General features: G+C 64.1%; 24 protein-coding genes and 2 pseudogenes. 14 read left to right on the top strand and 12 right to left on the bottom strand.

Features of this window, described 5'->3' with window-relative positions; all coding sequences use genetic code 11:
* The first annotated feature begins 36 nt into the window (after positions 1-36).
* Complete coding sequence (locus P9272_RS09000; protein ID WP_278160255.1) at positions 37-1,293, top strand: aminopeptidase; 1,257 nt, start codon at positions 37-39, stop codon at positions 1,291-1,293.
* Positions 1,294-1,313: 20 nt separating this feature from the next.
* Complete coding sequence (locus tag P9272_RS08995) at positions 1,314-1,667, top strand: DUF488 domain-containing protein (RefSeq protein WP_278160254.1); 354 nt, start codon at positions 1,314-1,316, stop codon at positions 1,665-1,667.
* 92 nt (positions 1,668-1,759) lie between these two features.
* Here the strand turns inward: P9272_RS08995 and P9272_RS08990 are convergent, their stop codons facing one another.
* Entirely contained in the window at positions 1,760-2,107 is a 348-nt protein-coding gene (locus tag P9272_RS08990; RefSeq protein ID WP_278160253.1) for an ArsC family reductase, read from the bottom strand.
* 225 nt (positions 2,108-2,332) lie between these two features.
* On the opposite strand from P9272_RS08990, the gene P9272_RS08985 reads away from it, so the two are divergent.
* From P9272_RS08985 to P9272_RS08975, 3 genes are read left to right on the top strand one after another with little or no spacing between them, the layout of a single operon-like run.
* Complete coding sequence (locus P9272_RS08985; RefSeq protein ID WP_278160252.1) at positions 2,333-2,908, top strand: dihydrofolate reductase family protein; 576 nt, start codon at positions 2,333-2,335, stop codon at positions 2,906-2,908.
* 2 nt (positions 2,909-2,910) lie between these two features.
* The gene (locus P9272_RS08980) at positions 2,911-3,267 is read left to right on the top strand and encodes a metalloregulator ArsR/SmtB family transcription factor (protein WP_128258918.1); all 357 of its coding nucleotides are present in this window, start codon (positions 2,911-2,913) and stop codon (positions 3,265-3,267) included.
* Positions 3,264-3,743 carry an SRPBCC family protein gene (locus tag P9272_RS08975; protein WP_278160251.1) on the top strand — a complete coding sequence of 160 codons (480 nt, stop codon included), beginning with the start codon at positions 3,264-3,266 and terminating at the stop codon, positions 3,741-3,743. Before P9272_RS08980 ends, P9272_RS08975 begins: the two co-directional genes overlap by 4 nt.
* Before the next feature lie 88 nt (positions 3,744-3,831).
* Here the strand turns inward: P9272_RS08975 and P9272_RS08970 are convergent, their stop codons facing one another.
* From P9272_RS08970 to P9272_RS08960, 3 genes and pseudogenes are all read right to left on the bottom strand, one after another.
* Positions 3,832-4,185 carry a SnoaL-like domain-containing protein gene (locus P9272_RS08970; RefSeq protein WP_278160250.1) on the bottom strand — a complete coding sequence of 118 codons (354 nt, stop codon included), beginning with the start codon at positions 4,183-4,185 and terminating at the stop codon, positions 3,832-3,834.
* 559 nt (positions 4,186-4,744) lie between these two features.
* Positions 4,745-5,721 (bottom strand): annotated as a pseudogene (locus P9272_RS08965) (2-dehydropantoate 2-reductase).
* Positions 5,721-6,328 (bottom strand): annotated as a pseudogene (locus tag P9272_RS08960) (AMP-binding protein); the annotation flags it as partial. The pseudogenes P9272_RS08960 and P9272_RS08965, both read right to left, overlap by 1 nt.
* A 12-nt stretch (positions 6,329-6,340) precedes the next feature.
* Between P9272_RS08960 and P9272_RS08955 the strand changes: the two are divergent.
* Positions 6,341-6,985: a GntR family transcriptional regulator gene (locus P9272_RS08955; RefSeq protein ID WP_278160435.1), complete on the top strand. Its 645-nt coding sequence runs from the start codon at positions 6,341-6,343 to the stop codon at positions 6,983-6,985.
* Between the two features lie 15 nt (positions 6,986-7,000).
* On the opposite strand, the gene P9272_RS08950 is transcribed toward P9272_RS08955, so the two are convergent.
* The 6 genes from P9272_RS08950 to P9272_RS08925 all read right to left on the bottom strand — a co-directional run bounded on the left by P9272_RS08950 (position 7,001) and on the right by P9272_RS08925 (position 12,957).
* Entirely contained in the window at positions 7,001-8,086 is a 1,086-nt protein-coding gene (locus tag P9272_RS08950; protein WP_278160249.1) for an ABC transporter ATP-binding protein, read from the bottom strand.
* Positions 8,076-8,684 (bottom strand): cupin domain-containing protein, encoded by a 609-nt coding sequence (locus tag P9272_RS08945; RefSeq protein WP_128258929.1) that lies wholly within the window; start codon positions 8,682-8,684, stop codon positions 8,076-8,078. Before P9272_RS08945 ends, P9272_RS08950 begins: the two co-directional genes overlap by 11 nt.
* Positions 8,685-8,775: 91 nt before the next feature.
* Entirely contained in the window at positions 8,776-9,846 is a 1,071-nt protein-coding gene (locus P9272_RS08940) for an ABC transporter substrate-binding protein (RefSeq protein ID WP_128258930.1), read from the bottom strand.
* A 27-nt stretch (positions 9,847-9,873) separates the two neighbouring features.
* Positions 9,874-10,692 (bottom strand): ABC transporter permease, encoded by an 819-nt coding sequence (locus P9272_RS08935; RefSeq protein WP_278160248.1) that lies wholly within the window; start codon positions 10,690-10,692, stop codon positions 9,874-9,876.
* The gene (locus P9272_RS08930; RefSeq protein ID WP_128258932.1) at positions 10,689-11,579 is read right to left on the bottom strand and encodes an ABC transporter permease; all 891 of its coding nucleotides are present in this window, start codon (positions 11,577-11,579) and stop codon (positions 10,689-10,691) included. The genes P9272_RS08935 and P9272_RS08930 overlap by 4 nt, the downstream gene beginning before the upstream one ends.
* Positions 11,580-11,673: 94 nt before the next feature.
* Positions 11,674-12,957, bottom strand: a complete 1,284-nt coding sequence (locus P9272_RS08925) for an FAD-dependent oxidoreductase (protein ID WP_278160247.1) — start codon at positions 12,955-12,957, stop codon at positions 11,674-11,676.
* 193 nt (positions 12,958-13,150) lie between these two features.
* Here P9272_RS08925 and P9272_RS08920 point away from each other — a divergent pair, with 193 nt between their 5' ends.
* The 5 genes from P9272_RS08920 (at position 13,151) to P9272_RS08900 (ending at position 18,464) form a co-directional block, all read left to right on the top strand.
* The gene (locus tag P9272_RS08920; protein WP_278160246.1) at positions 13,151-14,308 is read left to right on the top strand and encodes a fumarylacetoacetate hydrolase family protein; all 1,158 of its coding nucleotides are present in this window, start codon (positions 13,151-13,153) and stop codon (positions 14,306-14,308) included.
* Between the two features lie 270 nt (positions 14,309-14,578).
* Positions 14,579-15,511, top strand: a complete 933-nt coding sequence (locus P9272_RS08915; RefSeq protein WP_278160245.1) for a substrate-binding domain-containing protein — start codon at positions 14,579-14,581, stop codon at positions 15,509-15,511.
* Between the two features lie 101 nt (positions 15,512-15,612).
* Positions 15,613-16,599: an ABC transporter permease gene (locus P9272_RS08910; protein WP_278160244.1), complete on the top strand. Its 987-nt coding sequence runs from the start codon at positions 15,613-15,615 to the stop codon at positions 16,597-16,599.
* 4 nt (positions 16,600-16,603) lie between these two features.
* On the top strand, positions 16,604-17,398 hold the full coding sequence (locus tag P9272_RS08905) for an ATP-binding cassette domain-containing protein (protein WP_128258937.1): 795 nt from the start codon (positions 16,604-16,606) through the stop codon (positions 17,396-17,398).
* 43 nt (positions 17,399-17,441) lie between these two features.
* On the top strand, positions 17,442-18,464 hold the full coding sequence (locus P9272_RS08900) for a LacI family DNA-binding transcriptional regulator (protein ID WP_128258938.1): 1,023 nt from the start codon (positions 17,442-17,444) through the stop codon (positions 18,462-18,464).
* A gap of 402 nt (positions 18,465-18,866) precedes the next feature.
* On the opposite strand, the gene P9272_RS08895 is transcribed toward P9272_RS08900, so the two are convergent.
* Positions 18,867-19,448, bottom strand: a complete 582-nt coding sequence (locus P9272_RS08895; protein ID WP_128258939.1) for a TetR/AcrR family transcriptional regulator — start codon at positions 19,446-19,448, stop codon at positions 18,867-18,869.
* A gap of 187 nt (positions 19,449-19,635) precedes the next feature.
* On the opposite strand from P9272_RS08895, the gene P9272_RS08890 reads away from it, so the two are divergent.
* From P9272_RS08890 to P9272_RS08880, 3 genes are read left to right on the top strand one after another with little or no spacing between them, the layout of a single operon-like run.
* Entirely contained in the window at positions 19,636-19,935 is a 300-nt protein-coding gene (locus P9272_RS08890) for a hypothetical protein (RefSeq protein ID WP_278160243.1), read from the top strand.
* A complete protein-coding gene (locus P9272_RS08885; RefSeq protein ID WP_278160242.1) occupies positions 19,929-23,123 on the top strand; it encodes a multidrug efflux RND transporter permease subunit in 3,195 nt (1,064 codons plus the stop codon). The genes P9272_RS08890 and P9272_RS08885 overlap by 7 nt, the downstream gene beginning before the upstream one ends.
* Before the next feature lie 15 nt (positions 23,124-23,138).
* A complete protein-coding gene (locus P9272_RS08880; RefSeq protein WP_278160241.1) occupies positions 23,139-24,287 on the top strand; it encodes an efflux RND transporter periplasmic adaptor subunit in 1,149 nt (382 codons plus the stop codon).
* 72 nt (positions 24,288-24,359) lie between these two features.
* Here the strand turns inward: P9272_RS08880 and P9272_RS08875 are convergent, their stop codons facing one another.
* Positions 24,360-25,292 carry a LysR substrate-binding domain-containing protein gene (locus tag P9272_RS08875; RefSeq protein ID WP_278160240.1) on the bottom strand — a complete coding sequence of 311 codons (933 nt, stop codon included), beginning with the start codon at positions 25,290-25,292 and terminating at the stop codon, positions 24,360-24,362.
* Positions 25,293-25,350: the final 58 nt, after the last annotated feature.

Genomic DNA, 25,350 nt, shown 5'->3' with positions numbered 1-25,350 from the left:
AAGGATGAGAACCCAAACATAACAGCAGGCAGGATCATGACCACACATTCGCGCGGCGTTTCGGCAAGCATCGACCCGGTGAAGCTCGACAGGCTGGCCGAAGTCGCCGTCAAGGTCGGGCTGCAGCTGCAGCCCGGGCAGGACTTGGTGCTGACCTCGTCCATCGCGGCACTGCCGCTGACCCGCCGCATCGTCGAGCATGCCTACAAGGCCGGCGCCGGCCTGGTGACGCCGATCTTCAACGACGACGAGATCACGCTGGCGCGCTTCCGCTTCGGCGCCGATGCCGGCTTCGACCGCGCCGCCGGCTGGCTCTATGAAGGCATGGCAAAAGCCTTCTCGAACAACGCCGCGCGGCTCGCGGTGCGCGGCGAGGATCCGTCGCTGCTCTCGGCGCAGGATCCGGCCAAGGTGGCGCGCGCCAACAAGGCGAACTCGATGGCCTACCAGCCGGCGCTGGAGAAGATCACCGGCTTCGACATCAACTGGAACATCGTCGCCTATCCCGATCTCGCCTGGGCCAGGCAGGTGTTTTCCGGCGAGCCGGACGACGTCGCGGTCGTGAAGCTCGCCGACGCGATCTTCTCCGCCTCGCGCGTCGATGTCGAGGACCCGATCGGCAACTGGAAGGCGCACAACGCGGCACTGGCGGAGCGCACGAAATGGCTGAATGAGCACAATTTCCATTCCCTGCATTTCACCGGCCCGGGCACCGACCTGACCGTCGGTCTGGCGGATGGCCATGAATGGATGGGCGGCGCCTCGACGGCGAAGAACGGCATCACCTGCAATCCCAATATCCCGACCGAGGAGGTCTTCACCACGCCGCATGCAAGGCGCGTCGAGGGCCATGTCTGCTCGACCAAGCCACTCTCCTACCAGGGTACGCTGATCGACGAGATCTCGGTACGTTTCGAAGGCGGGCGGATCGTCGAGGCCAAGGCCTCGAAGGGCGAGGACGTGCTGAAGAAGGTGCTCGAGACCGACAAGGGCGCGCGCCGCCTCGGCGAAGTGGCGCTTGTGCCGCATTCCTCGCCGATCTCGAAGAGCGGGCTGCTGTTCTTCAACACGCTGTTCGACGAGAACGCCGCCTGCCACATCGCGCTCGGTCAGTGCTATTCGAAATGCTTCGTCAACGGCGCCTCGCTCAGCCAGGACGAGATCTCGACGCGCGGCGGCAACAAGAGTTTCATCCACATCGACTGGATGATCGGCTCCGACAAGATCGACATAGACGGCGTCGCCAAGGACGGCAGCCGCGTGCCGGTGATGCGCAAGGGCGAGTGGGCGTAACAGCCCCTTATGGAGGCGTGATGGCCTTCGAGGTTGCGGTAAAGCGCGTTTACGAGACGCATGATAAGGCGGACGGCCAGCGCGTGCTGGTCGACCGCATCTGGCCGCGCGGCGTCAGCAAGAAGGACGCCGAACTGGCGCTGTGGCTCAAAGAGATCGCGCCGAGCGACGAGTTGCGCAAATGGTTCGGGCACGAGCCAGAGCGCTGGGCAGAATTCCAGAAGCGATATCGGGCCGAGCTCGACGCGAATGGCGAAGCGGTGGCGCAACTGCGCGGCCTGCTGCGCGAGGGCAAGCTGACACTGCTCTACGGCGCGCATGACGAGGCGCACAACAATGCGGTGGCGTTGGCGGCCTATCTGCGGGAAGGTTGACGAACCTCACTGCGTTGGCGATCGGCGAAGGCCGACGCGACGTCTGACCTCCCCCCTTGCGAGGGAGATTGGCAGTATCGCGGTCGCGCCCCCTATTTCACCGCCTCGCCATAAACCTCAGGCTTGAACCCCACCAGCACCCGCTCCCCCACCTCCAGCACCGGCCGCTTGATCATCGTCGGCTTGGCGAGCATCAGCTTCTTCGCCTTCTTCTCGTCGAGCGCTTCCTTGTCCTTATCCGGCAGCTCGCGAAAAGTGGTGCTGCCCTTGTTGAGCAGCTTTTCCCAGCCGACCTTGCCGATCCAGCCGCTGAGTTTGTCGGCCTCGATCCCCTCTGCCCGATAGTCATGAAAACGATACGGTACGTGATGGCTTTCCAGCCAAACGCGCGCCTTCTTGATCGTGTCGCAGGTGGTGATGCCGTACATGGTTATGGTCAAGGCGGGCCTCTGTCGGATCGAGTGATAAATGCGGCCTAACGGTAGAGCATGATGCTGACAAGCGTGAGCAATTTTCCAGCGACATAGTGCTCGATCTCTCTGGTTGGGACTTATTCCAACCCGCTTTGCGCCAATTGCCTCATTCGATTTTCGCCCTTGCCAATACTAAGGCTTTTACCTAAGTAATGCATCGACTTGAATCGAGCGATCGCGAAAGGGAAAATCGTGGGCAGGCTTGTCGTTGCCGAACTGATGTCGATCGACGGTGTGAGCGAAGCGCCTGGCGGCGAGCCGGGCTATCGCCACACCAACTGGGTCGGCAAGCGTCACGAAGCCAAGCAGATCGAGCACAAGTTCAAGGAAGTGCTCGATCACGAGGCGCTGCTGCTCGGCAGGGTGACTTATGAAAGCTTCGCGGGTGGCTGGCCGACTTATAAGGGTCCATTCGCCGACCGCATGAACAGCATGCTCAAATATGTGGTCTCGTCCGTGCTGAAGAACCCGACCTGGAACAACACGACCGTGCTGCATGGCGAGCCGATGACGGCCGTCGGCAGGCTAAAACAAAGCCTCGAGGGCGACATTCTCGTCGAAGGCAGCCGCACATTGGCCAACGCGCTTCGCCGGCACGGGTTTGTCGATGAATACCGGCTGATGGTGTTTCCGGTCATCCTGGGCAGCGGCGCACAGTTCTTCGACCGGACCGAGGACGCGACGAATCTGAGACTGACCGCCACGCATTCCTTCGCAAACGGCGCGGTCGAGCTCACCTATCAAGTGCTTCGCGGCGAGGAGATCTGACGATGGGCCTGCAAAGCGCCACCCACGGCGTGACACCGCCTATCGACGGCATCTTCCGCGCGCTGGCCGATCCGACACGACGGCGCGTGGTGGAGCGGCTGAACAGAAGCCCTGCCTCGGTCAGCGAATTGGCCGAGCCTTTCGAGATGGCGCTGCCCTCCTTCATCGAGCACCTGAAGGTGCTGGAAGGTTGCGGGCTGGTGCAGTCGCAAAAAGCCGGCCGGGTCAGGACTTACAGTCTTTCGCCCGAGCCCCTGAAGCTTGCGGAGAATTGGCTCGCCGAACAGCGCGCGCTGTGGGAGCGCCGCCTCGACCAGTTCGACGCCTATGTGATGAGCCTCAAGGAGAGTGAAAAGTGAGCTATCCGTTCAAGCCGAATCCGAAACTGGACCTGACGCTGGAGCGCTTTCTCGACGCACCGCGCGAGTTGCTGTGGCGTGCCTTGACGACACCTGAGCACGTCAAACAGTGGTTCACACCGAAGCCGTGGGTCGTCACCGACTGCGAGATCGACCTTCAGCCGGGAGGCCTGTTCCGCACGCGCATGCAGTCGCCCGACGGCAAGGAGGTCAGCGACCGCCACTGCTGCTATCTAGAGATCTTGCCGAACGAGCGGCTGGTGTGGACCGACGCGCTGCTGCCGGGCTACCGGCCGTCCGGCGAGCCCTTCATCACAGCGGTCATCGCGCTGACGTCCGAAGGCAAGGGCACGCGCTACACCGCAACCGCCATCCACCGCGACGAGGCGACGCGCAACAATCACGAGGAGATGGGGTTCTTCGATGGCTGGGGCACGGTGGCAGACCAACTGGCGGATTATGTGAAGACGATTTGAAAAGCTGGCAGGCGGCTCGGGTATCATCCGAGCCGCCATGCCTCACTCTTTAGATCGCAGGCCGTTCGCAGCCCAAGCCCAGCAAGCCTCAGTAGTAGAAGCGCTCTTCGCTGATCTTGCCGTTCCTGACGGTGTAGAGGCCAACCTCATCCATCTTGACGCGCTGGCCGGTTGACTTGGGGGTCACGTCGAAGCTGAAGCGCAAGGCGAACTGGTCGCCATTGACGTACGGCCCCTCGACTGAACCGCCGTGAACCTCATGGTTCGCTTCCCACCACTCGCCCTTCTGCTTGACGGCTTCCTTGCCATTGCACACGGCCATTGGGCCTTCCATCGCTTCGTAGCTGACGATGTCGTCGGCATTGTATTTCGCGGCGGCGCTGTGGCTATCGCCCTTCTTAAGGAGTCCCGTGAAATCCTTGGCAATTTCGGCAGTGGTCATGATTTCCTCCCGGTTTGGACAAGACGTCAAGTAGGGATCTATCGTTCACCTGCCAGCACGGGGCTGCTTCGCAGGTGACATTTCATGTCAGGATGGTCGCGCCTTGAACTATGAGGCGGCCATCAACGGCCAGCGGCTCAGATGCCTGTAGATCGTCAGGCCGCGCAGGGTTAGGAAAGCTGTTGCGTCGGCCCTTCAAAAACGTATGGTCATTTCATCGTCGGCACTAACAAAGGACGTCGGCGGCTGAGAGACAGCAACCGCGCTCCCGTCTGAACAGAGACCGGAGCCGGTTATGAATCGAGTGCGTCTCGCCATACTACGAAATGTCGTTGTCCGCAGGCTCGAGTACGAGCGCGCTCATGGCCAAATCCTTGCTGGATGTACCGAATGCATAGCGCGCTCAAGGGAGTTGCTGGCCTTAACCAAGGCGCAGATTGATAGACCTGGCCGGCCAAATCGGCCCTGGCTCAAAGATGCCCGGAAGGTTCAGGGTCGGACCTGATTGGCAGTCCATAATTTCAAACTGACCCGCTACCCGACTGTCACGTTTATGAAGTCAATAACACCCGCGCTCGATTGCCAGCCGCCGCACCAGCGCCAGAACGATGTCGATGGTCGGCGTCGGCTGGCCGATGAGGCGCCCGAGTTCCTGCACGGCCGTAACCAGCGCGTCGATCTCCATCGGACGGCCGCGCTCTAGGTCCTGCAGCATCGAGGTCTTGTGCTCGCCGACATCGACGGCGCCCTTGATGCGACGGTCGACGGAGATGGGGAAGCGCACACCGAGCCGGTCGCCGATCGCCTGCGCCTCCAGCATCATTGCGCGGGCAACGGCGCGCGTGGCTTCGTCGGCGACGATCGCCGCAAGCGTGCTGCCGGTCAGCGCCGAGATCGGTTGAAGGAGAGATTGCCCCACAGCTTCACCCATATCTCCGAGCGGATGTCCTCGCGCACCGGTGCCTGCAGGCCGGCCTTAACCATTTCTTGGGCAAGCGCGGCTACCCGCCCGCTCTTCTCGCCCGATGGCTCGCCCAGCGAGAAGCGCGTGCCTTCGACGTGGCGGACGAGGCCTGGAGCATCCACCTCGACGGCCGGATAGACGACGGAACCGACGACGCGCTGCGGTCCGATGCGCTGCCAGATCACCCCTCCGGGATCGACCGCGTGGAGCCGGGTGCCTTCGAGCGCGCCGCCCGCCTTGTGGAAATACCACCAGGGCACGCCGTTCTGCATGGTGACGACGGCGGTCCCTTCGCCCAGCAGCGGCGCGATCTGATCGAGCGCTGGCGCCAGCGAATGCGCCTTCAGCGCCAGCACGACATAATCCTGCGCGCCGAGGTGCTCGGCGCGCGCAGCCGCCCTCACCCGCGCGACTGTCTCGGTGCCGTTCTCGATCAGGCGAAGCCCATCGGCCCTGATGGCCTCCAGATGCGCGCCACGCGCCACGATCGACAGATCGACATTACCCGCGATCGCGAGCTTGGCGGCGAGGTAGCCGCCGATGGCACCGGCACCAAAGACAGTAATACGCATCAACCGAGCCCAAGTTTGGCCGCGAGCCCAATGCGCTGCAATTTGCCGGTGGCGCCCTTGGGTATCTCATCGAGGATCAGCACCTTGCGCGGCACCTTGAAGTCGGCGAGCCGGGTCGCGGCGAAACCGCGGATGTCCGCCTCGCTGGCGCTCTGACCTTCGCGCAGCACGACAGCCGACGCCACCTCTTCGCCCAGCTTGTCATGCGGCATGGCGAAGGTGACGACCTGTGCCACCGCCGGATGATCCATCAGCACGTCGTCGACCTCGAGCGGTGAGATCTTTTCGCCGCCGCGATTGATGATCTCCTTCAGCCGGCCGGTGACGCGCAGGTAATTGTCCTCGTCGAGCACGCCCTGGTCGCCGGTGTGGAACCAGCCATGCGCGAAGGCGCTGGCATTGGCCTGCGGGTTCTTCTCATGCCGGCGGTGACGTTCGGACCGCGAATGACGATCTCGCCGATCTCGCCGGGTTTGAGCAGCCGCCCGTCCGGCGCCATGACAGCGACTTCCGGTCCGGCGGCGGCGCCGACGCTGCCGGGCTTGCGCAGTCCGGGCGGCAAACGGTTGGACGCCATCTGATGGGCGGCTTCGGTCATGCCGTAGGCTAACTGAAGGCGTTGATCATCACCGGCCAGATTCCGCCGGGCGGCCGCGTGATGGAAAACGAGATCGCCGAGCGCCTGAAGGTCAGCCGCACGCCGGTCCGTGAAGCCTTCAACCGGCTGGAGCGCGACGGCCTGGTGATCGGTCGCCCGGGCCAGGGCTATGTCGTGGCCGAGTTCAACCTGACCATGTTCCGCGAGGCCTTCGACATCCGCGAACTGCTTGATGGCCGCGCGACCGAGCTGGCCGCGGCCAAGGCGAGCGCCGCCGACAAGGCCCGGCTGCGTAGCATGCTTGCCGAATGCGAAAGGCTGGCGGCGATCCCGGATCGCAGCACGCGCGAAAAATTCGAGGAGCTGCAGGTGGGCATCGACCTGCATCGGGTGATCGCGGAGATCAGCGGCAACGAGATGCTCCACGGAATGCTCTGCGGCATCCTCGACAAATGCCAGCAATATGTCTGGACCGAGCTTCTGTGGCTGGACGAATGGAAGCTTACCCGCGAGGAGCATGCCGGCATCGTCGACGCGATCTGCGCCGGCGCTGTCGCTCTGGCCGGCGAGCGCGCACGCGCGCATGTGCGCGGCTCGCGCGAGAACATCCTGCGGCTGCTGCAAGCCAAGTCCGACTATCAGGGATTCTTTGCCAAAGCCTCGTGAGCGACCCTATTGGGATCAGCTTGAAAGCATAGGGCAGGTGGCGCCGCGCCGTAGGCTGACATGCGCCACGTCGCCGACGCTGAATTGCGAGCCGTCGGCGCGCCGCGGCGCGTCGATGACGATCGCAGTTCCCTGCCCCAACTCAGCGTGCAGGCGCAGCGTGCGGCCGTGGAAAACGACGCCGCTGATCCGCGCCGAAGCGGTGCCTTCGCCGGCTTCACCGGCAGCCAGAAGATCTTCCGGGCGCACGCCGATGGTGCGTGTGTCGCCCGCGGCCGGCGTCTCGCCGCTGTCTGAGGCAGCCTCCAGCGGCAGATCGCCGGCGGCGAAGCGCAGGCGCTCGCCGTCGCGGCCCAGGAAGCGCGACTCCAACAGGTTCATCGTGCCGATGAAGGAGGCGACGAAGCGTGTCGCGGGCCGGTCGTAGAGCGTGGCCGGCGGCGCGATCTGCTCGATGCGCCCTTTGTTCATGACGACGATGCGGTCGGAGATCGACAGCGCCTCGGTCTGGTCGTGGGTGACCATGACGAAGGTGGTGCCGAGCCGCGACTGCAGCCGCTTCAATTCGACCTGCATCTGCTCGCGCAGATGCGCGTCGAGCGCCGACAGCGGCTCGTCTAGCAAAAGCACGCGCGGTTCGCAGACGATGGCGCGAGCAAGCGCGACGCGCTGGCGCTGGCCGCCCGAGAGTTCCGAGACGCGGGCGCGCAGCTTGTCGGCCAAACCGACCATGTCGAGCGCGTCGCCAACGCGTTTTGCCTGCTCGGCGCCGGATATTTTGCGCAGCGACAGGCCGAATCCGACATTGGCCGCTACATCCATATGCGGGAACAGGGCGTAATCCTGGAAGACAGTATTGACCGGTCGGTCGAAGGGCCGCAGGCCTGTAATGTCGCGGTCTTCGAGCAGCACATTGCCGCTCGAAGGACTCTCAAAGCCAGCGATGACGCGCAGGCTCGTGGTCTTGCCGCAGCCGGAGGGGCCAAGCAGCGTCAGGAATTCGCCCGCCGCAATATCGAGGTCGACGGCGTCGAGGCCGACAATGCCACCCGGAAAAACTTTCGAAACCTTCTGCAAGCGAACGAGCGCATCAGGCGCCATCGCGCACCTCGGACGGTTTAGTCGTATTGACCCACAGGATCTGGCAGCGCTCGGCGCCAGGGTTGCGGAAGGCATGCAGCAGCGTGCTCTTGAAGGCAAAGCTGTCGCCGGCCTTCAGCACATAGGTCGTAGCGTCCACCACCAGCTCGACCTCTCCCGCCATCACGAAGCCGAATTCGTGGCCGGCATGGGCGTAGGCTTCCGCCGTACCTCCACCGGCCTCGACCGTCACCAGCATGCCGGTGAGCGTGGCGGCAGGCGGCGACAGCAGCGCCTTGGCGATGCCTTCGGATTTCACCGGGATCTGCCGGCGCTTGTCGGCACGCACGCAATAAAGGTCGTTGACCGACTCACTGCCGTCGGCGATCAGCGCCGACGGTTCAATGTCGAGGGCGGCGGCCAGCGGCCAGATCACCTTGACGCGCAGCGAGGACATGCCGCGCTCGATCTGGCTGAGCGCGCCGATGGAGATGCCGGCCTTGGCGGCCAGGTCGGCGAGCGAGAGGTTACGCTCGAGGCGCAATGCCCGCACGCGCCGGCCGACGCGGATGTCGGCATCGTCCTTCGATTTTGTTGCCGCTTCGTCAAGAACATCCATGCAATGGTCCTCGTTGTCTCTCCACCGACGCGGCGCAGCGCCGCCGGGCTCCCCCTTCTCCCACAAGGGGGAGAAGGGGAAGCTGCGCCACTCATCCCCCAGCCTTCACCTTCTCGAACATCTTCGCCATGTCGTCATTCTGCTTCATCGGGCCGGTGAAGATGGTGCTCTTCAGCATCACGTCCGGGTCCGCCGGCAGCTGCAGCTTGTCGAGTTCGTCCTTCGACACGCCGGCGAAGGCGGTCGAGAGCGAGCTGCCATAGCCATACGACTGGATCAGGAACTTGCCGGAGTCGGCGTCGAGACGGCTGTTGATGAAGTCATAGGCGAGATCGACGTTCTTGGCGTCCTTGAGCATGACGAAGCCGCAGGCCCAGGTCAGCATGCCTTCCTTCGGCTTCATGAACTCGACCGGCACGCCCTGCTTCTTCAGCGAGGTGGCCGACGCGTTCCACGTCATCGCCGCGACCAGCTGGCCGCTTGCAAGCGCCTGCTCGACCGAGGTCATGTCGGTGGTGTAGCTCGACATCAGCGGCCGCTGCTCGCGCAGCTTCGCGGCGACCTTCTCCATCTGGTCCGGCGTCATGTCGAAGGGGTTCACGCCAGCGAGAAGTGCGGCGACGATCGGCGTGTCGTGCACGGCATCGATAGTCGCCATGCGGCCGGCATATTGCTTGTCCCACAGGAGTTTCCAGCTCGCCTCGGGGTTCTTCACCAGATCGGTGCGGTAGAGGATCGAGGTGTTGCCCCAATCCCACGGCACCATCCAGACCTTGCCGTCGCCGGCCTGCAGGTCGGGCAGGTTCTTGAACACCGGGAAGATCGAATCCCAATTCTTGATGCGCTTGGTGTCGATCGGCTGCAGCAGGCCTTCCTTGTTCCAGCGCGCCACCTTGTCGTAGCAGGGATGCGCGATGTCGGGCCGGAAGCCGGCCTTGACCTTGGTGAAGGCGTCATCGTCGTCGCCGAAGATCGTCGCCTCGACGCCATCGGGATGCGCGGCAAGGAAGCTCTTGTTGAAGTCCGGCAATTCGTAGCCCGACCAGGTGAAGTATTGCAGCTTGTCGGCGGCAAAAGCGACCGTCGACGACAGCGCCATGGCCAGGGCAGCGAGACCCGCCAAGGCCCTGCGGCCGGCGATTGATTTCAGGTGTACAGTCATTTTCGTTCTCCTCTTCTTTGTTGTGCTTCAGGCTGGATTGCGGCCCGCGGCTCCGACGCCGCGATGGCGCAGGATTTCGGCGGTTCCGGCGATGATGAAGGACACGGTGAGGATCACCGTTCCCAGCGCCATCACGGTCGGCAGCGAGCGCGGGAAACGCAGCTGGCTCCAGATGTAGAGCGGCAGCGTCGGCTCGGTGCCGGCGAGAAAGAAGACGACGATGAACTCGTCGAGGGAAATCAGGAAAGAAAGCATGAAGGCCGACAGCACGGCGGGCGCGCTCAGCGGCAGCATGACGCGCCGGAACGTCGTCCAGTCAGAAGCGCCGAGATCGAGCGCGGCTTCGCGGATCGTCTTCGGGATGGCGGCGAAGCGGCTGCGCATCACCACCACCGTCGTCGGCAGCGCGACGAGGATATGACCAAGCACGATCGAAATGCGCGACGGGCCGAGGCCGATGAGGTTGACCAGGATCAAGAGCGAAATGCCGACGATGACGCCGGGGATCAGGATCGGCAGCCGGGCGATGGCGCTGATGGCGGCGGCGAGCGGCGAGCGGCCGTAGAGGTCCATATAGGAAACGGTGATGCCGCAGAGCGTCGCGCCGGAGGCCGCGATAACGCCGATGACCAGGCTGTTGGCCAAGGCGCCGGAGAGCGCCTGATTGCCATAGAGCGTGCGATACCAGTCAAGCGTGAAGCCTTGCAGCGGGAACGCCGCCTGGATGGAGTTGTTGAAGGAAAACAGCGGGATCAACAGCACCGGCAGATAGAGGAAGACGAGATAACCAAGCACGTAAAGGCCGAGCCAGCCGCCGCCTGCGTTGGTATCTCTCCGGGCGCTCATGTGCGGCTGCCGAATCTGCGGTCGGCGCCGCGCGCCACCAGCACCACGCACAGGATGACCAGCATGACGCAGACCGAAAGGGCGGCGCCGAACGGCCAGTCATTGGCCTTGCCGAATTGCGACTGGATCAGCGTGCCGATCATGGTGCTGGCCGGGCCGCCGACCATGGCCGGCGTGACATAGTCGCCGACCGTCGGCACGAAGACGACGAGGGCAGCGGCCAGAACGCCCGGCATGGAATTGGGCAGCACGACGCGGCGAAAGCTGGTGAAGGGCCGCGCACCGAGATCGGAGGCGGCTTCGAGCAGCGATTTCGGGATCGTGTCCAGCGCCACATAGATCGGCAGGATGGCGAAGGGCGCGTACGCATGGGCGAGCGTCACCACCACCGCCGCCGGCGTGTTGAGGAAGGCGAGCGTCGGCTGCGACCAGAGGCCGGTCTCGATGAAAGCGGAATTCAGCACGCCATTATAGGCGAGCACGATCTTCCAGGCGAAGACACGCAAGAGGTAGCTGGTCCAGAAGGGCAGCGTGACCAGGAAGAGCAGCAGGTTGCGGCGGCGGCCGGCATGGAAGGCGAGGTAATAGGCGACCGGATAGGCGGTAACGACCGTCGCAAGCGTCACCAGGCCGGCAATGACCAGCGAGCGCAGCGTCACCGTCCAGTAGAGCGGATCGGTGGCGACGGTGAGGAAATTCTCCGCCGTCAAGCCGGCGCCGAGCAGCGAGCCGTCATTGCCCCTGAAGGCGAGGAAGACCACAAGGCCGAGCGCGAACAGGATGAGAAAGAATGTGACCAACCCGCCCGGCAGCAGCATGGCGAAGCGGAACACCGGCGAGATGCGGTTTTCCGGCAAGGGCCGTGCTGCAACGATGGTCGACGACATCGAACTGCCCATCGGAATTCTGAAATCTCTTAATGATTTTTCATATTTGTGAAACTGTCAAGCTAAATCGCTTGTGCGCTGCACGCGTTCGACGTCAGTGCTCAAACGCGTCTAGCATGCGGTACCAGGTGATGGCGGCGGCGACACCGACCTGGCGGAAAGCGTGGAACGGGATCGGCCGGATCGGCGACAAGGGAAATGGCAATTGCCTGGTATCGCCGCTCGCAAGGTAGTTCGCCATGCGCTTGCCTAGCGCGCTCATCAGGCCGACGCCCCTGCCCTGGCAACCCACGACCGCGAGCAGGCCCTTTTCCGGTTCGTGCAGATGCGGCAGGTGGTCCGGCGTCAGCGCCACGCGACCGAACCAACGCTTTTCGATGGCGATGCCGGCAAGCGCCGGATAGAGACGAAGCAATGCCCGTTCGAGATGCGCCCAATCGCTGGGGCTCGAAGGCAGCGCCATACGGCCGCGTCCGCCCAGCACCATGCGACCATCGGGACTCCGGCGGTAGTAGACCAGGATGCGACGGGAATCGGAAACCGCTTGGCCACCTGGCAGGATGCTTGCGGCAAGATCCGCCGGCAGCGGCGCGGTCGCGATCTGGAACGAGTGCAGCGGCACGATCGTTTGCGCGAGGCCCGGCAGCAGGCCATCCGTATAGGCATTGGTGGCGAGCACCACCGATTTGGCGCGCAATTCGACTCCGCCTTGCGTCGAAACCCGCCAGACGCCGGCCTCCTTGGCGAGCTTCACCACCCGCTGCTGCTCGGCGATGCCAGCGCCGGTCGCCGAAGCGACGCGGGCCAGTTCGGATGTGTAGGATAACGGATTGATGACGCCGGCGCGGCGGTCGAGCCAGCCGCCGAGATAACCTCTGGCGCCGGTCATCGCCGCGATCTCGGCATGATCGAGCAGCTTGACGTCGGCGCCGCGCGAGCGCCATTGGCGATCGCGTTTCGCCGCCGCCTTCAGCGCGGTCTCGGTGTGCGCGGCCTGGATCCACCCATTGCGCGTGAACGGCACGGCAAGCTTCTCGTCGCGGATCACATCGAACACGGCGTCGGCTGTCGAAGCGGCGAACTCGACCAGGGCCTCGCCGCGCTCCTTGCCGAAATGCCTAAGCAGCCATTCCGGGTCGTATTTGAGGCCGGGAATGACCTGGCCGCCATTGAGGCCCGAAGCGCCCTGCCCGATCGCGCCGGCATCCAGCACCTGAACCGACAGTCCGGCGCGCGCCGCATGAAGCGCCGTCGACAGGCCCATGATGCCGCCGCCGACAATGATCACGTCGAAAGCACCGCCGGCCGAAAATCCGAACCGGAATGCCGGCGCCGTCTGTGGTTTCTGCCAGACCGGATCGGAAAAGGCTGCGGACAAAGATCACCTCGGCGCTGAGACTTCGTGAAAATCCTGCTGTCGATTTCATAAATTTGAAAGAGCGCCTGGATGGGCCAGGCAAGTCCTGGCTATGTGACAGCACAGCCATGGCCCACAAACCTTGGCTCGGTGGGATAGACGTTTGCGATAAATCCGGGGAAAGTGCCGCGCAACAATCGAGAGGAATGACGCCATGACCGATCCGACTCGCCTGCCCGCCGACGGACTTTTCGTTGGCCGCGCCAGGACCAGCGCCGCTTCCCATCCGTTGGTGGTGACGGTACGGGACGGCGAGGTCATCGATATCACCTCAAGCGCGGCGCCGACGGTGCGCGATCTTTGCGAACTAGACGATCCGGCTGATTATCTGCGCTCAGCCAAGGGCAAGGCGATCGGCGCGCTCGCCGACATCGCGGCAAACAGCTTCGAGGCCAAACGTGACGCGGGGAAGCCCATCCTTCTGTCGCCAGTCGACCTGCAGGCGGTAAAGGCCTCGGGCGTTACCTTCGTGGTCAGCCTGCTCGAGCGCGTCATCGAGGAGCAGGCTCGCGGCTCAGCAGAAAAGGCCGAAGCCATCCGCGCCGACATCGCCGGGCTGATCGGCCACGATTTGTCGAAGCTCAGGCCCGGCTCGCCGGAAGCGATGGAGATCAAGGCCAAGCTGATCTCGCGCGGGGCATGGTCGCAATATCTGGAGGTGGGTATCGGCCCGGATGCCGAGATCTTCACCAAATGCCAGCCGATGGCGTCCGTCGGCTTCGGCGCCGATGTCGGCCTGCATCCCGTCTCCACCTGGAACAATCCGGAGCCGGAGATCGCCATGATCGCCGACAGCTCGGGCCGCATCGTCGGCGCTACGCTCGGCAACGATGTCAACCTGCGCGATGTCGAGGGGCGCTCGGCGCTGCTTCTGGGCAAGGCGAAGGACAACAACGCTTCTGCGTCACTCGGGCCATTCATCCGGCTGTTCGACGAGACCTTTTCCATCGCTGACGTCAAGCGCGCCACGGTGCGGCTCAGCGTCGAGGGCGAGGACGGCTTCGCGCTGGAAGGCGCGAGCTCGATGGCGGAAATCAGCCGTTCGCCGGAAGAACTGGTCAAGGCGGCGATGGGGCCGCATCACCAATATCCGGACGGGCTGGCGCTCTATCTCGGCACCATGTTCGTGCCGTCGAAGGATCGCGGCGAAAAGGGCAAGGGCTTCACCCACAAGGTCGGCGACATCGTAACCATCTCGTCGGAAAAGCTCGGCGCGCTCACCAACCGCGTGCGGATGTCGCCGGACTGTCCGCACTGGACCTATGGCGCCAGCCATCTGATGCGCGACTTGGCAAAGGCCAATCTTCTCTAGCGTCCAACCGACGCGGCGTTGACCAAGCCGTCGCAGAGAGCGAGCGCTAACGGCGTCGCCTGCCCGAGAAAATAGCGCCTGAACTGATGCAATCTGATGGGATTGCTGATGGCGTGCGCGCCTCACCCGACATCCATTGGCGATGGAGGCTTGCCACCACCCGAAAAAAGGGAATGCTCTGGACGTACCGCGCGGCGCCGGCAGGAGGTGCGGTCCAAAGCCGCACCGCGCTTGATGTGGAGGGAGAGTTTCAACATGGGAGGAAATCGAATGCTTTCGCGGCTAAGACTGCTCGTGCTTGGCTTGATCGCGCTCATCGCCATTCCGGCGATGGCTGAGGCCAAGACGTTCTACTGGATTTCGCATGGCGGCCCGGCCGACCCGGTCTGGACGTACTTCCTGGCCGGCGCCAAGCAATGGGCAAGCGACACCGGCAACAAGGTCAACACGTCCTTCCACAATGGCGACGTTGCCTCGCAGCAGGAGGCGATCCGCGCCGCCATCTCGGCCAAGGCCGACGGCATCGTCACCACCAGCCCAGATCCGGGCAGCCTGATCGAGCTCGCCAAGGAAGCGCGGGCGGCCAACATCCCGATCATCAACTTCAACACGCCCGATCCGAAGGCCAACTTCAACGCCTATGTCGGCGGCGACAACGTCACCTTCGGCAAGCACTGGGCGCAGTACCTGGTCGACAAGGGCCTGGTGAAGAAGGGCGACTTCGTCTGGATGCCTGTCGAGGTGCCCGGCGCCACCTATGGCGTGCAGGAAGAGGAAGGCATCAAGAGCGTGTTCGGGCCGGCCGGCATCACCTATGAGGTGACCGAAGCCACGCTCGACCAGGCCGAAGTGATCAACCGCATGGTCGACTATCTCACCGCTCACAAAGGCAAGGTGAAGGCGATCATTGGCCTCGGCGACCTCGTCACCGGCTCGATCAAGCGGGTGTTCGACCAGGTCGGCGTCAAGGCCGGCGAGATCCCGGTCGTCGGCTGGGGCAACTCGCTCGACACCACGCAGGAAGTGCTGAACGGCTATGTCAACGCCGCGCAGTGGCAGGACCCGCAGGCGACCAGCTATGTGGCGCTGTCGCTGGCCAACATGGCCGCGAGCGGCATCCCTCCGGGCTTCAACGTCATCACCGGCGCGCTCTATGAGAAGGACACGGCCGGCGTCTACGACAAGATCCTGTCCGGCAAATAGCCCCTGATCAGAGCGGTCGCGACGGCAACGCCGCGACCGCCCTTTTCCTGTCCCGCCGCGCCCGCCTTCGCAGGCAGGCCGGCCTCCACGTCGCGGGTTCAATGGAAAACCGTTCCTTCGTCCAACGCCTGATCGCGCGGCCCGAATTCGGTCCGCTGGTTCTGCTCATGGTCGAGCTCGCCGTCTTCTGGAGCATCAATCCCGACTTCCTGTCGCCGCAGAACATCTCCAACATCCTGGCCTTCACCGTCGAGCTCGGCCTGATCGCGCTGGCGATGACGCTGCTGATGACATCAGGTGAATTCGATCTTTCCGTCGGCTCGCTGTTCGGCTTCTCGCCGGTCTTGATGTGGACGCTCTACAACAGCGGCGTCACCTCGCTGGAAGTAGGGCTGCTGATCGCGCTGGTCGTTGCTGCGCTGATCGGCCTGGTGAATGGCTGGTTCGTGACCCAGCTCAAGATCCCGTCCTTCCTGGTGACGCTCGGCATGCTGCTGGTCGTGCGCGGCACCGCATTGTTCGTCACCGACGGCTTCCCGCAGCGCACCTGGAGCGCGGAAGGCAGCTGGCTGGCGAACATCCTGGTCGGCGACTTCTATGTCGGCCCGTTCCGCATCTATGCCTCGCTGTTCTGGTTCATCGGCGCCGCGATCGTGCTGGGCTATGTGCTGACGCAAAGCCGCACCGGCAACTGGATCCAGGCCGCCGGCGGCAATCCCAACGCGGCGCGTGCACGCGGCGTCAACGTCAACGGCGTCAAGGTCGGCCTGTTCGTCCTCTCGGCGGTGATGGCCTCGCTCGCCGGCGTGATCTCGTCGCTGCGCACCTCCGCAGCCAACCCTAACAGCGGCACCGGCTACGAACTCGAGGTCATCGCGATGGTGGTGATCGGCGGCACGGCGCTGACCGGCGGGCGTGGCACCATCATCGGCACCGTGCTCGGCATCCTGATCCTGCGCGTCATGCGCAACGGCATCGTGCTGATCGGGGTGCCGGGGCTTGCCTACAACATCTTCATCGGCGCGATCATCCTCGGCATGATGGCGCTGCATTCGTGGCTCGAACGCCGGCACCAGGCAGGGACTTAAGACGATGGCCGAGCCTCTGATCCGCATGGCAAACATCCGCAAGTCCTACGGGCGCGTGCAGGCGCTGGTGGACGCCAATTTCCACGTCAACGAAAAGGAGATCGTCGGCCTGCTTGGCGACAACGGCGCCGGCAAGTCGACGCTGATCAAGGTGCTGTCCGGCGCCGTGCCGCTGACCAGCGGCGACATCTTCGTGCGCGGCAAGAAGGTCAATTTTCGCAGCACCAGCGACGCAATCGCTGAGGGCATCGAGACGATCTACCAGGACTCGGCGCTGGTCACGCAGCTGTCGATCGCGCGCAACCTGTTCCTCGGCCGCGAGCCGATCAAGCCGCCGCGCTTCCTGAACCGCATGGACCAGGAGGCGATGAACGCGGTGGCGCGCGACCTTCTGCGGCAAGTCGGCATCACCAAGAACATCCCGCCGACGACGCCGATCGGCTCGCTGTCGGGCGGCGAGCGGCAGGCGGTGGCGATCGCGCGCGCCATGCATTTCGACAGCGACCTGATCATCCTCGACGAGCCGACCAACAATCTGGGCGTCGCCGAGACGCAAGGTGTCTTGAGCTTCGTGCGCAGCGCCCGCGATTCCGGTCATTCCTGCATCTTCATCGCGCATAACATCCACCACGTCTTCCAGGTGGTCGACCGCATCGTGGTGATGCGCCGCGGCAAGGTGGTGGCCGACGACATCGATCCGAAAAAGACCACGGTGGCCGAGGTCGAGCGCGTCATCACCGGCATGTCGGACAAGGAAATCCGCGACGCGATCGCCGACGGCCGGGAGTCGCATGGCTGATTTCGGGTAACACGGACTCGTATCCGATCCTATGACTGGACCCATGAAAGCCACCGTAGCCGACATCGCCAGGAGCTGCGGCCTGTCGACCGCGACCGTCGACCGGGTGCTGAACAACCGTCCGGGCGCGAGCGCCGCCAACCGGCAGCGGGTGATGGAAGCGGCCAAGCAGCTCGGCTACCTGCCGACGCTCGACCAGGTCGTGCTGCCGTCGAAGCCGGCGAATCTCGAATTCTTCCTGCCGATCGGCTCCAACGCCTTCATGGCCGACCTTGCCCACCACATCGAGGACTATGCGGCGCGCCTGCCGCTGGTCGCGTCGTGCCGCATCCACAACCTTGCCGGCATTTCGCCGGGCGCGCTGCAGGGCGCGGTGGAGAATCTGTCGCTCAAGGCCAATGGTGTCGGGGTGATTGCCGTGGACCATCCGCGCACGCGCAACATCCTGCGCGAGCTGGTCGAGGCGGGAATCAGGCTGGTCACGCTGGTCTCGGACGTGCCGGCAGCGCCGCGCTCGGCCTATGTCGGCATCGACAACCGCGTGGCGGGCCGCACGGCGGCGCTGTTGATGGGCCGCTTCCTCGGCGGCCGTACCGGGCATCTGGCGATGGTGGTCGGCTCGCGCTCCTATCGTGGCCATGAGGAGCGCGAGATGGGTTTTCGCTCGGTGCTGAGCGAGGAGTTCCCCAACCTCACCGTGTCCAGCGCCGTCGAGAGCAACGACGAGCCGGACGCCAGCTACCGTGCCACGATCAAGGCGCTGCACGACGAACCGGAGCTGCTCGGCATCTATTGCGTCGGCGCCGGACGCTCCGGCGTGGCCAAGGCCCTGCTCGAGGTCAAACCGCGCAGGAAGCCGGTCTTCATCTGCCACGACCTGACCAAGGAGACACGGCGCTATCTCGTCGATGACCTCGCCGACGTCGTCATCGACCAGAATGCGCGGCTGATCGCCGAGCAGTCGGTGATCCGCCTGCTCGGCTCGATCGCTTCGTCGGTGCCCTACCTGACCAAGAAATTCATCGAGCCGCGGCTGATCCTCAAGGAAAACGTGCCGGTGCAGTAGACCGGCGACGGACCCCGGCGAGTGCCTCTTCGGATTTGTCTGACGATTGATCCCGCGATTCTGCACAGCAGCTATGCACGTTTCGCAATTGCCGAATCGTTGGGCAGCTCGTATTTATGAACCTGTCGGATGTCTTCCTCCTCCCAGACACTGGCGCTGAGTGCGGTACACCTCCTCCCGTGCCGTATTCGAAATCAAGCCCGCTGCCACCTCCTCCCGGCAGCGGGCTTTTTCTTTGCCCGCAGTGCCCCCCTCACCCGAATTGCCGAGTCCAATTGCCTTGCAATTCGGGCAATCCGGCCTCTTCCCGAGGGAGAGATCCGTGCCGATGCAATCCATTCTCCCCTCGTGGAGAAGGCGGCCTAGAAGCGGCCGGATGAGGAAGATTCCGGTAAGCCGCGCTCAGCGCGCTCGGAAGGAAGCAATCAGGCTTTCGGCCATCCGCACGAATTGCGCGCTCGGGCCTTCGGCACCCACGCTCTGCATCGAGACGCGGGCGCCTTCGAGCAGCAGCGACAGCGTGTCGGCAAGCAGCTCCGCCTGGCCGATGCCGGCATCGCGGCAAAGCGCAACCAGCTTTTCGCGCTGGGCTTCCTTCAGTTCCTTGATGACGCGCCTTGCCGGATGGTCGGTCTCGGTGAGCTCGACGGCGGCATTGGCCATGTCGCAGCCACGGGTGTCGGCGCTGAGCAGTTCCGAAGCCTTCTGGACCCAGGCATGCAACTGGGCGAGCTTGTCGCCGGGATGCCTGGCCTCGAACTCGTCCCAGATCCTTGAAGCCTTAGCCGCCGTGGCTCGCAGGCATTCAACGACCAACTCGTCCTTGGACTCGAAATGGCGGTAAAGCGTCATCTTGTTGGTGCCGGCAGCTTCGGTGATGGCGTCGACGCCCACGCCCTTGATGCCGTGCTTGTGGAACATGTCCTGCGCCGTCTCCAGGATTCGATCCCGGGGACGGGAACGCTCCGCGACGCCGTCGGTCATGATGATCTCCTTTCGTCGTTTCCAAAAAAACCGTCGCCACCTCTTGACTAGGGTGTTACCGGTCTGTAACTTTCAGACGTTACTTACTGGTAACACCTATACCACTCTCCGTCAAACGACAAGGCCCACCGATAGCCTGCCAGAGTGAGATAGGGCGAAAAAACAGCCTGTCATGCGGCTCCGGCCGGTGAAAAACGAGAAAGCGGTCCGTGATCAATCGATGCGGACCGAGCAAGGAGCCACTCCTATGCAAAAGCGCAAAGACCTGACGATCGACGAAGCCGTCCGGGATCCGATGATCCGGCTAGTGATGAAGGCTGACGGAATCGACCCCAAAGCCTTCGAACGGCTGCTGCGCCAGCGCGCGGCGGAACAGGCGCCGGACGATGAAATCCTGCCTTCCTTCCTGCAGGATTCCGGTTCCGGCCGGACCCGGCGCCTGCGCCATTTCGCAAAGCCGTTCGGCGAGGCGTCAGCATCATGGTAAATTTCTTCGTCCACCGTCCGATCTTTGCGTCGGCGATCGCCATCATCATGGTGCTCGCCGGCGCGATCGCCTATTTTCTGCTGCCGGTCTCGCAATTCCCCGACATCACGCCGCCGCAGGTCGTGGTCAGCGCCCACTATCCCGGCGCCAGCGCGCAGGTCGTGGCCGATACGGTCACCACGCCGCTCGAGCAGCAGATCAACGGCGTCCAGGGCATGACCTACATGTCGTCGACGAGCTCGAATGACGGCTCCTCGACCATCACCATCACCTTCGACGTTGGCTATCCGCTGAGCACGGCGGCCGTCGACGTGCAGAATCGCGTCAGCCAAGCGGCGTCGTCCCTGCCGGCAATTGTCAATCAGGGCGGCGTGACGATCAAGAAGCAGAACCCCAATTTCGTGCTGATCGTCGACCTGACCTCGCCGGACGGCTCGGTCGATCCGGTGGCTTTGAGCAACCTTGCCTATCTGCAAGTGGTCGATCCGCTGAAGCGCCTGCCCGGCGTCGGCGACGTGCAGATCTTCGGCGAGCGCCGCTACTCGATGCGCGTCTGGCTCGACCCAGACAAGCTGGCCAATCTCGGCATCACCGCCGTCGACGTGCAGAACGCCATCGCCGAGCAGAACGTGCAGGTCGCCGCCGGCAAGATCGGCCAGTCGCCGGCGCCTGCCGGCACCGCGTTCGAGATGCAGGTGAATGCGGTGGGACGCTTGAGCGACCCCAAGGAATTCGGCGACATCGTCGTGCGCGCGAATTCGCAGAACGGGTCGCTTGTGCGGCTGCGCGATGTCGCCCGCATCGAACTCGGCGCGCTGCAATATTCGTCATCCGCCTTTTTCGGCAAGGACCCGACCGTGGTTTTGGCCGTCTACCAGATGCCCGGCTCCAACGCCCTCGACCTGCAGCAGCGGGTCAAGGACAAGATGCAGGAGCTGTCGCAGCGGTTCCCGAAGGGTGTCCACTATGCCATGCATTACGACACGACGCGTTTCGTGTCGGCCTCGATGCATGACGTGCTGATCACGCTCGGCGAAGCGCTGGTGCTGGTCGTGGCGGTGGTGTTCATCTTCCTGCAGAGCTGGCGCACCACCATCATCCCGACCATCGCCATTCCCGTGTCGCTGATCGCGACGCTGGCGATCATGTATATGCTGGGCTTCTCGCTCAACATGCTTTCGCTGCTTGGCATGGTGCTGGCGATCGGCCTCGTCGTCGACGATGCTATCGTCGTCGTCGAAAATGTCGAACGACAGTTGGAGGCCGGGCTCAAGCCGCTTGCCGCGACGCGCGCGGCAATGGCCGAAGTAACGGGACCGATCATCGCCACCACGGCTGTGCTGATGGCGGTGTTCGTCCCGGTCGCCTTCATTCCGGGCGTCTCCGGCCGGCTCTACAACCAGTTCGCGCTCACCGTGGCGATCTCGGTCGGCATCTCGGCCTTCAACTCGCTGACGCTCTCCCCGGCCCTAAGCGCCGCCTTCCTGCGCCATCGCGGCGAGACGCAGTTCGTGCTGTTCCGCTGGTTCAATGCCGGCTTCGACTGGCTGTCGCATGCCTATGCGCATGGCGTGCGCATTCTGATCAAGCTGCGCTGGATCATGCTCGGCCTGTTTGCGGCCGGTCTCGTCGCCACCTATTTCGTGTGGCAGAAATTGCCCTCAACCTTCCTCCCCGTGGAGGACCAGGGTTATTTCTTCGTCGTCATCCAGCTGCCGGACGGCGCCTCGCTGGAGCGCACCGACGCGGTGGCGCAGAAGGCGCGTGACATCCTGCAGAACACGCCCGGCGTCGACATCGTCGGCTCGATCAGCGGCCTGAACTTCCTCACCAGCGCCGCGCAGTCGAACTCGGCCGTGGAATTCGCCATCCTGAAGCCGTGGGACGAGCGCGGACCCGACCAGAATGCCTCTAAGCTTGTCGCTGAGGTGCGCAACAAGCTGCTGCAGATTCCGGAAGCCTTCGCGCTGTCCTTCGATCCGCCCTCGATTCCGGGCCTCGGCACCACCGGTGGCTTCGAGTTCCAGGTGGAGGATCTGTCGGGCCGCGGCAGTGCGGCGCTGAACGATGTCACGCAGGCGCTTCTCGCCGAGGCGCGCAAGCAGCCGGAGCTCAACCCGCAGCAGCTGTTCTCGTCCTTCTCGACCTCGACGCCGCAGTTCAACTACGACCTCGACCGCAGCAAGGCGAAGCTTCTCGGCCTCAACCTGCCGGACGTCTTCAACACGCTGCAGATCTATCTCGGCTCGCTCTACGTCAACGACTTCAACCTGTTCGGCCGCACCTTCCGGGTGACCATCCAGGCCGACAAGGACGCGCGCGCCGACGCCACCGACATCTCCAGGCTCTATGTGCGCAACCCGTCGGGCGGCATGGTGCCGTTGAGCACGCTGGGCAAGCTGGTGCCGATCGTCGGACCCGAGACCGTGCCGCATTACAACAACAATGCCTCGGCCCTGATAAATGGCGGCGCCGCCCCCGGCTTCTCGTCCGGACAGGCGGTGGCGGCCATGGAGCGGGCGGCGGCCAATGTGCTACCGCGCGACTTCGGCTATGAATGGACCGGCATCACGTTCCAGGAGCTCAAGGCCGGATCGATCGCATCGGTCGTGTTCGGGCTGGCGATCGTCTTCGTCTTCCTGATCCTGGCGGCGCAGTATGAAAGCTGGGCGATGCCCTTCATGGTGCTGCTCGCCGTGCCGCTCGCTCTGTTCGGCGCCTTCGTGGTGCTTTTGCTGCGCGGCATGCAGATCGACGTCTACTCGCAGATCGGCTTCGTCATGCTGATCGGCCTGGCGGCTAAGAACGCGATCCTGATCGTCGAGTTCGCCAGACGCCGGCGCGAGGAGGGTCTCACCATCGTGGAGGCCTCGATGGAGGCCGCGCGGCTGAGGCTGCGGCCGATCCTGATGACCGCCTTCGCCTTCATCCTCGGCGTGCTGCCGCTGATGTTCGCGACGGGTGCGGGCGCCGCCAGCCGGCAATCGATCGGCACCACCGTCTTCGGCGGCATGGTGGCGGCGACCATCCTGTCGCTGGTCTTCGTGCCCGTCTTCTACGCGGTGATCGAACAACTGCGCGAGCGCGGCGAAAAGGAACCAGCCAAGGGACACCACGACGCCCCTCAGCAAGACATTGAACCGACCGCCGAGCCGGCGCTTCAGGCGCTCGCCCAGGCGGCCGAATAGGATTGGAGATCGATCATGCGTAGATGGAAAATCGCTCTAGGAGCCGCCGTCGCGATCGGCGCGGTTTCGGTGGCAAGTGTTCACCTGCTGAACCTCGGCTATCTCGGCGGCGGCACGGCAGGCGCAGCGCCCGCGCCGGCGGCCTTCGTCATGCCGGTGCCGGTAGTGAATGTCGTCAAGAAGACTCTGCCGATCTATCTCGACTACGCCGCGAGGGTTGAGTCGATTCGCAGCATCACGCTGCAGGCGCGCGTGCCGGGCTATCTGCAGGAGCAGACTGCGGCCGACGGCAGCGACGTCAAGCAGGGCGACATGCTCTACCGTATCGCGCCGGACGACTATCAGGCCGCGCTCGACCAAGCGAAGGCGCAGGTGCAGCGCGATACCGCAACACTTGAATATGCAAAGTCCAATCTCGGCCGCGGCACCGACCTCGCCAAGGCCGGCTATCTCGACAAGGACAGCTTCGACCAGCGCACCAGCAATCTCCGCACAGCCCAGGCCGCCCTTGCCGTCGACCAGGCGGCGGTGCGGACGGCCGAGCTCAACCTCGGCTATGCCGAGATCAAGGCGCCGTTCTCAGGCCGCATCGGCCGCAACCAGGCTTCGGTCGGCACGCTGGTCAGTGTCGCCGACACGGTGCTCAATACGCTGGTGCAGCTCGACCCGATCTATGTGACCTTCAATCCGAGCGAGACCGACCTGGTGCAGATCGAGCAGGCGAAGGCGGCCGGTCCGATCGCCGTCGACGTGCTCCTGCCCGGCGAGACGCAGCCGAGCCAGAAGGGCGAGCTGACCTTCATCGACAACACGATCGACCACTCGACCGGCACAATCACGGCGCGCGCCACGATCGGCAACGCCAAGTTCACGCTGCTGCCCGGACAGTATGTGCGGGTGCGCCTGCATGTGAAGGAGCAGCCCAACACGCTGATGGTGCCCCAGGTGGCGCTCGGTTCCAGCCAGCTTGGCAAGTACCTCTATGTCATCGGCAAGGGCAACACCGTCGACCAGAAGCTGGTGTCGCTTGGACCGACCGACGGCGACCTGATTTCCGTGACCTCGGGCATCTCCGAGACCGACCAGGTGATCACGGGCAATCTGCAGAAGATCGGACCCGGAATGCCGGTTTCTCCCTTGCCGCAACCGAAACCGGCCAGCTGATAACCGCCATCAGTTTCCGGTCCGACGGCGCCCTCGACTCCCACGTCGTGGGCGCCGTTTTGTTATGAAGTGTCAGACGGCTCCCGGCGACTCTATGCCTGGCTTCGCCGCATTGCCTGCAAGCAGCGCGACCAGGCCGGCGATGTCGGCGCGCTCGGCCTTGGCCGGCAGCATGAAGGCGCAATAGGGCTGACCGAGGCGGACCGAGACGGAAGACAGCGCGATCAATCGGCCCGCTTCGAGATCGGCGTTCGCCATCACCTTCTGTCCCAAAGCTATCCCCAGCCCCAGCCGCGCGCCGGCGATCGCCAGGCTGGAGAGACCGACGCGGCGGCCATGGGAAGGATCGGGCGCGCGGTTGCCGCCGGCGGCGGCGAACCAGTCCGCCCAGCTGGGATGCGAGGCATAGTTAGGCCCCCAGTTGGTGTGGATGAAATGGCTCTCATGCACATCGGCGAGGCCGGACGACCCGTTCCCGTAGCGCTGCCAGAAATCAGGCGATGCGACCGGCAGCACCTCGTCATGAACGAGCCTGACCATCTTCAGCGCGGGATAGTGATAATCGCCATAGGAGATGCGAAGGTCGATGTTCTGGCGCACGACATCGACAGGATCGTCCTCGACCCGGACATCGATCGACATTTGCGGAAAGCCGTCGAGCAGCACGGCCAATCGCGGCGCGAGCCAAAGCTCGGCCAGCGAGAACGGCACGCTCACCACGAGGCGCGTGCGCAGGCCGCCCTCCAGCATGCGCCGGCCGACCGCCGCGATCTCGCCCAGCGCATGTGCCGTCTGCGGATAGATGGCGTGGCCGGCATCGGTCAGCGCGATGCGGTTTCCGTTGCGCACGAAGAGCTGCTTGCCGAACCAGTCCTCCAGGTTGCGGATCTGCTGGCTGACCGCAGCCGAGGAGACGCCGAGCTCGCTCGCGGCAAGCGTGAAGGAACCGGCGCGCGCCGCCACCTCGAAGGCCCGCATCGCATTCAATGGCGGAAGCTTTTCCACGCGCTGTTGTCCTCGAAAGATTTTCTTGAGAGAGCCTAACAATTTTCCAGGTTGCCGC

Source organism: Mesorhizobium sp. WSM4976 (assembly GCF_029625685.1).
Lineage (GTDB): Bacteria > Pseudomonadota > Alphaproteobacteria > Rhizobiales > Rhizobiaceae > Mesorhizobium.
The sequence above is the reverse complement of the archived record's forward strand: the minus strand, read 5'-3'. Positions and strand labels throughout refer to the sequence as shown.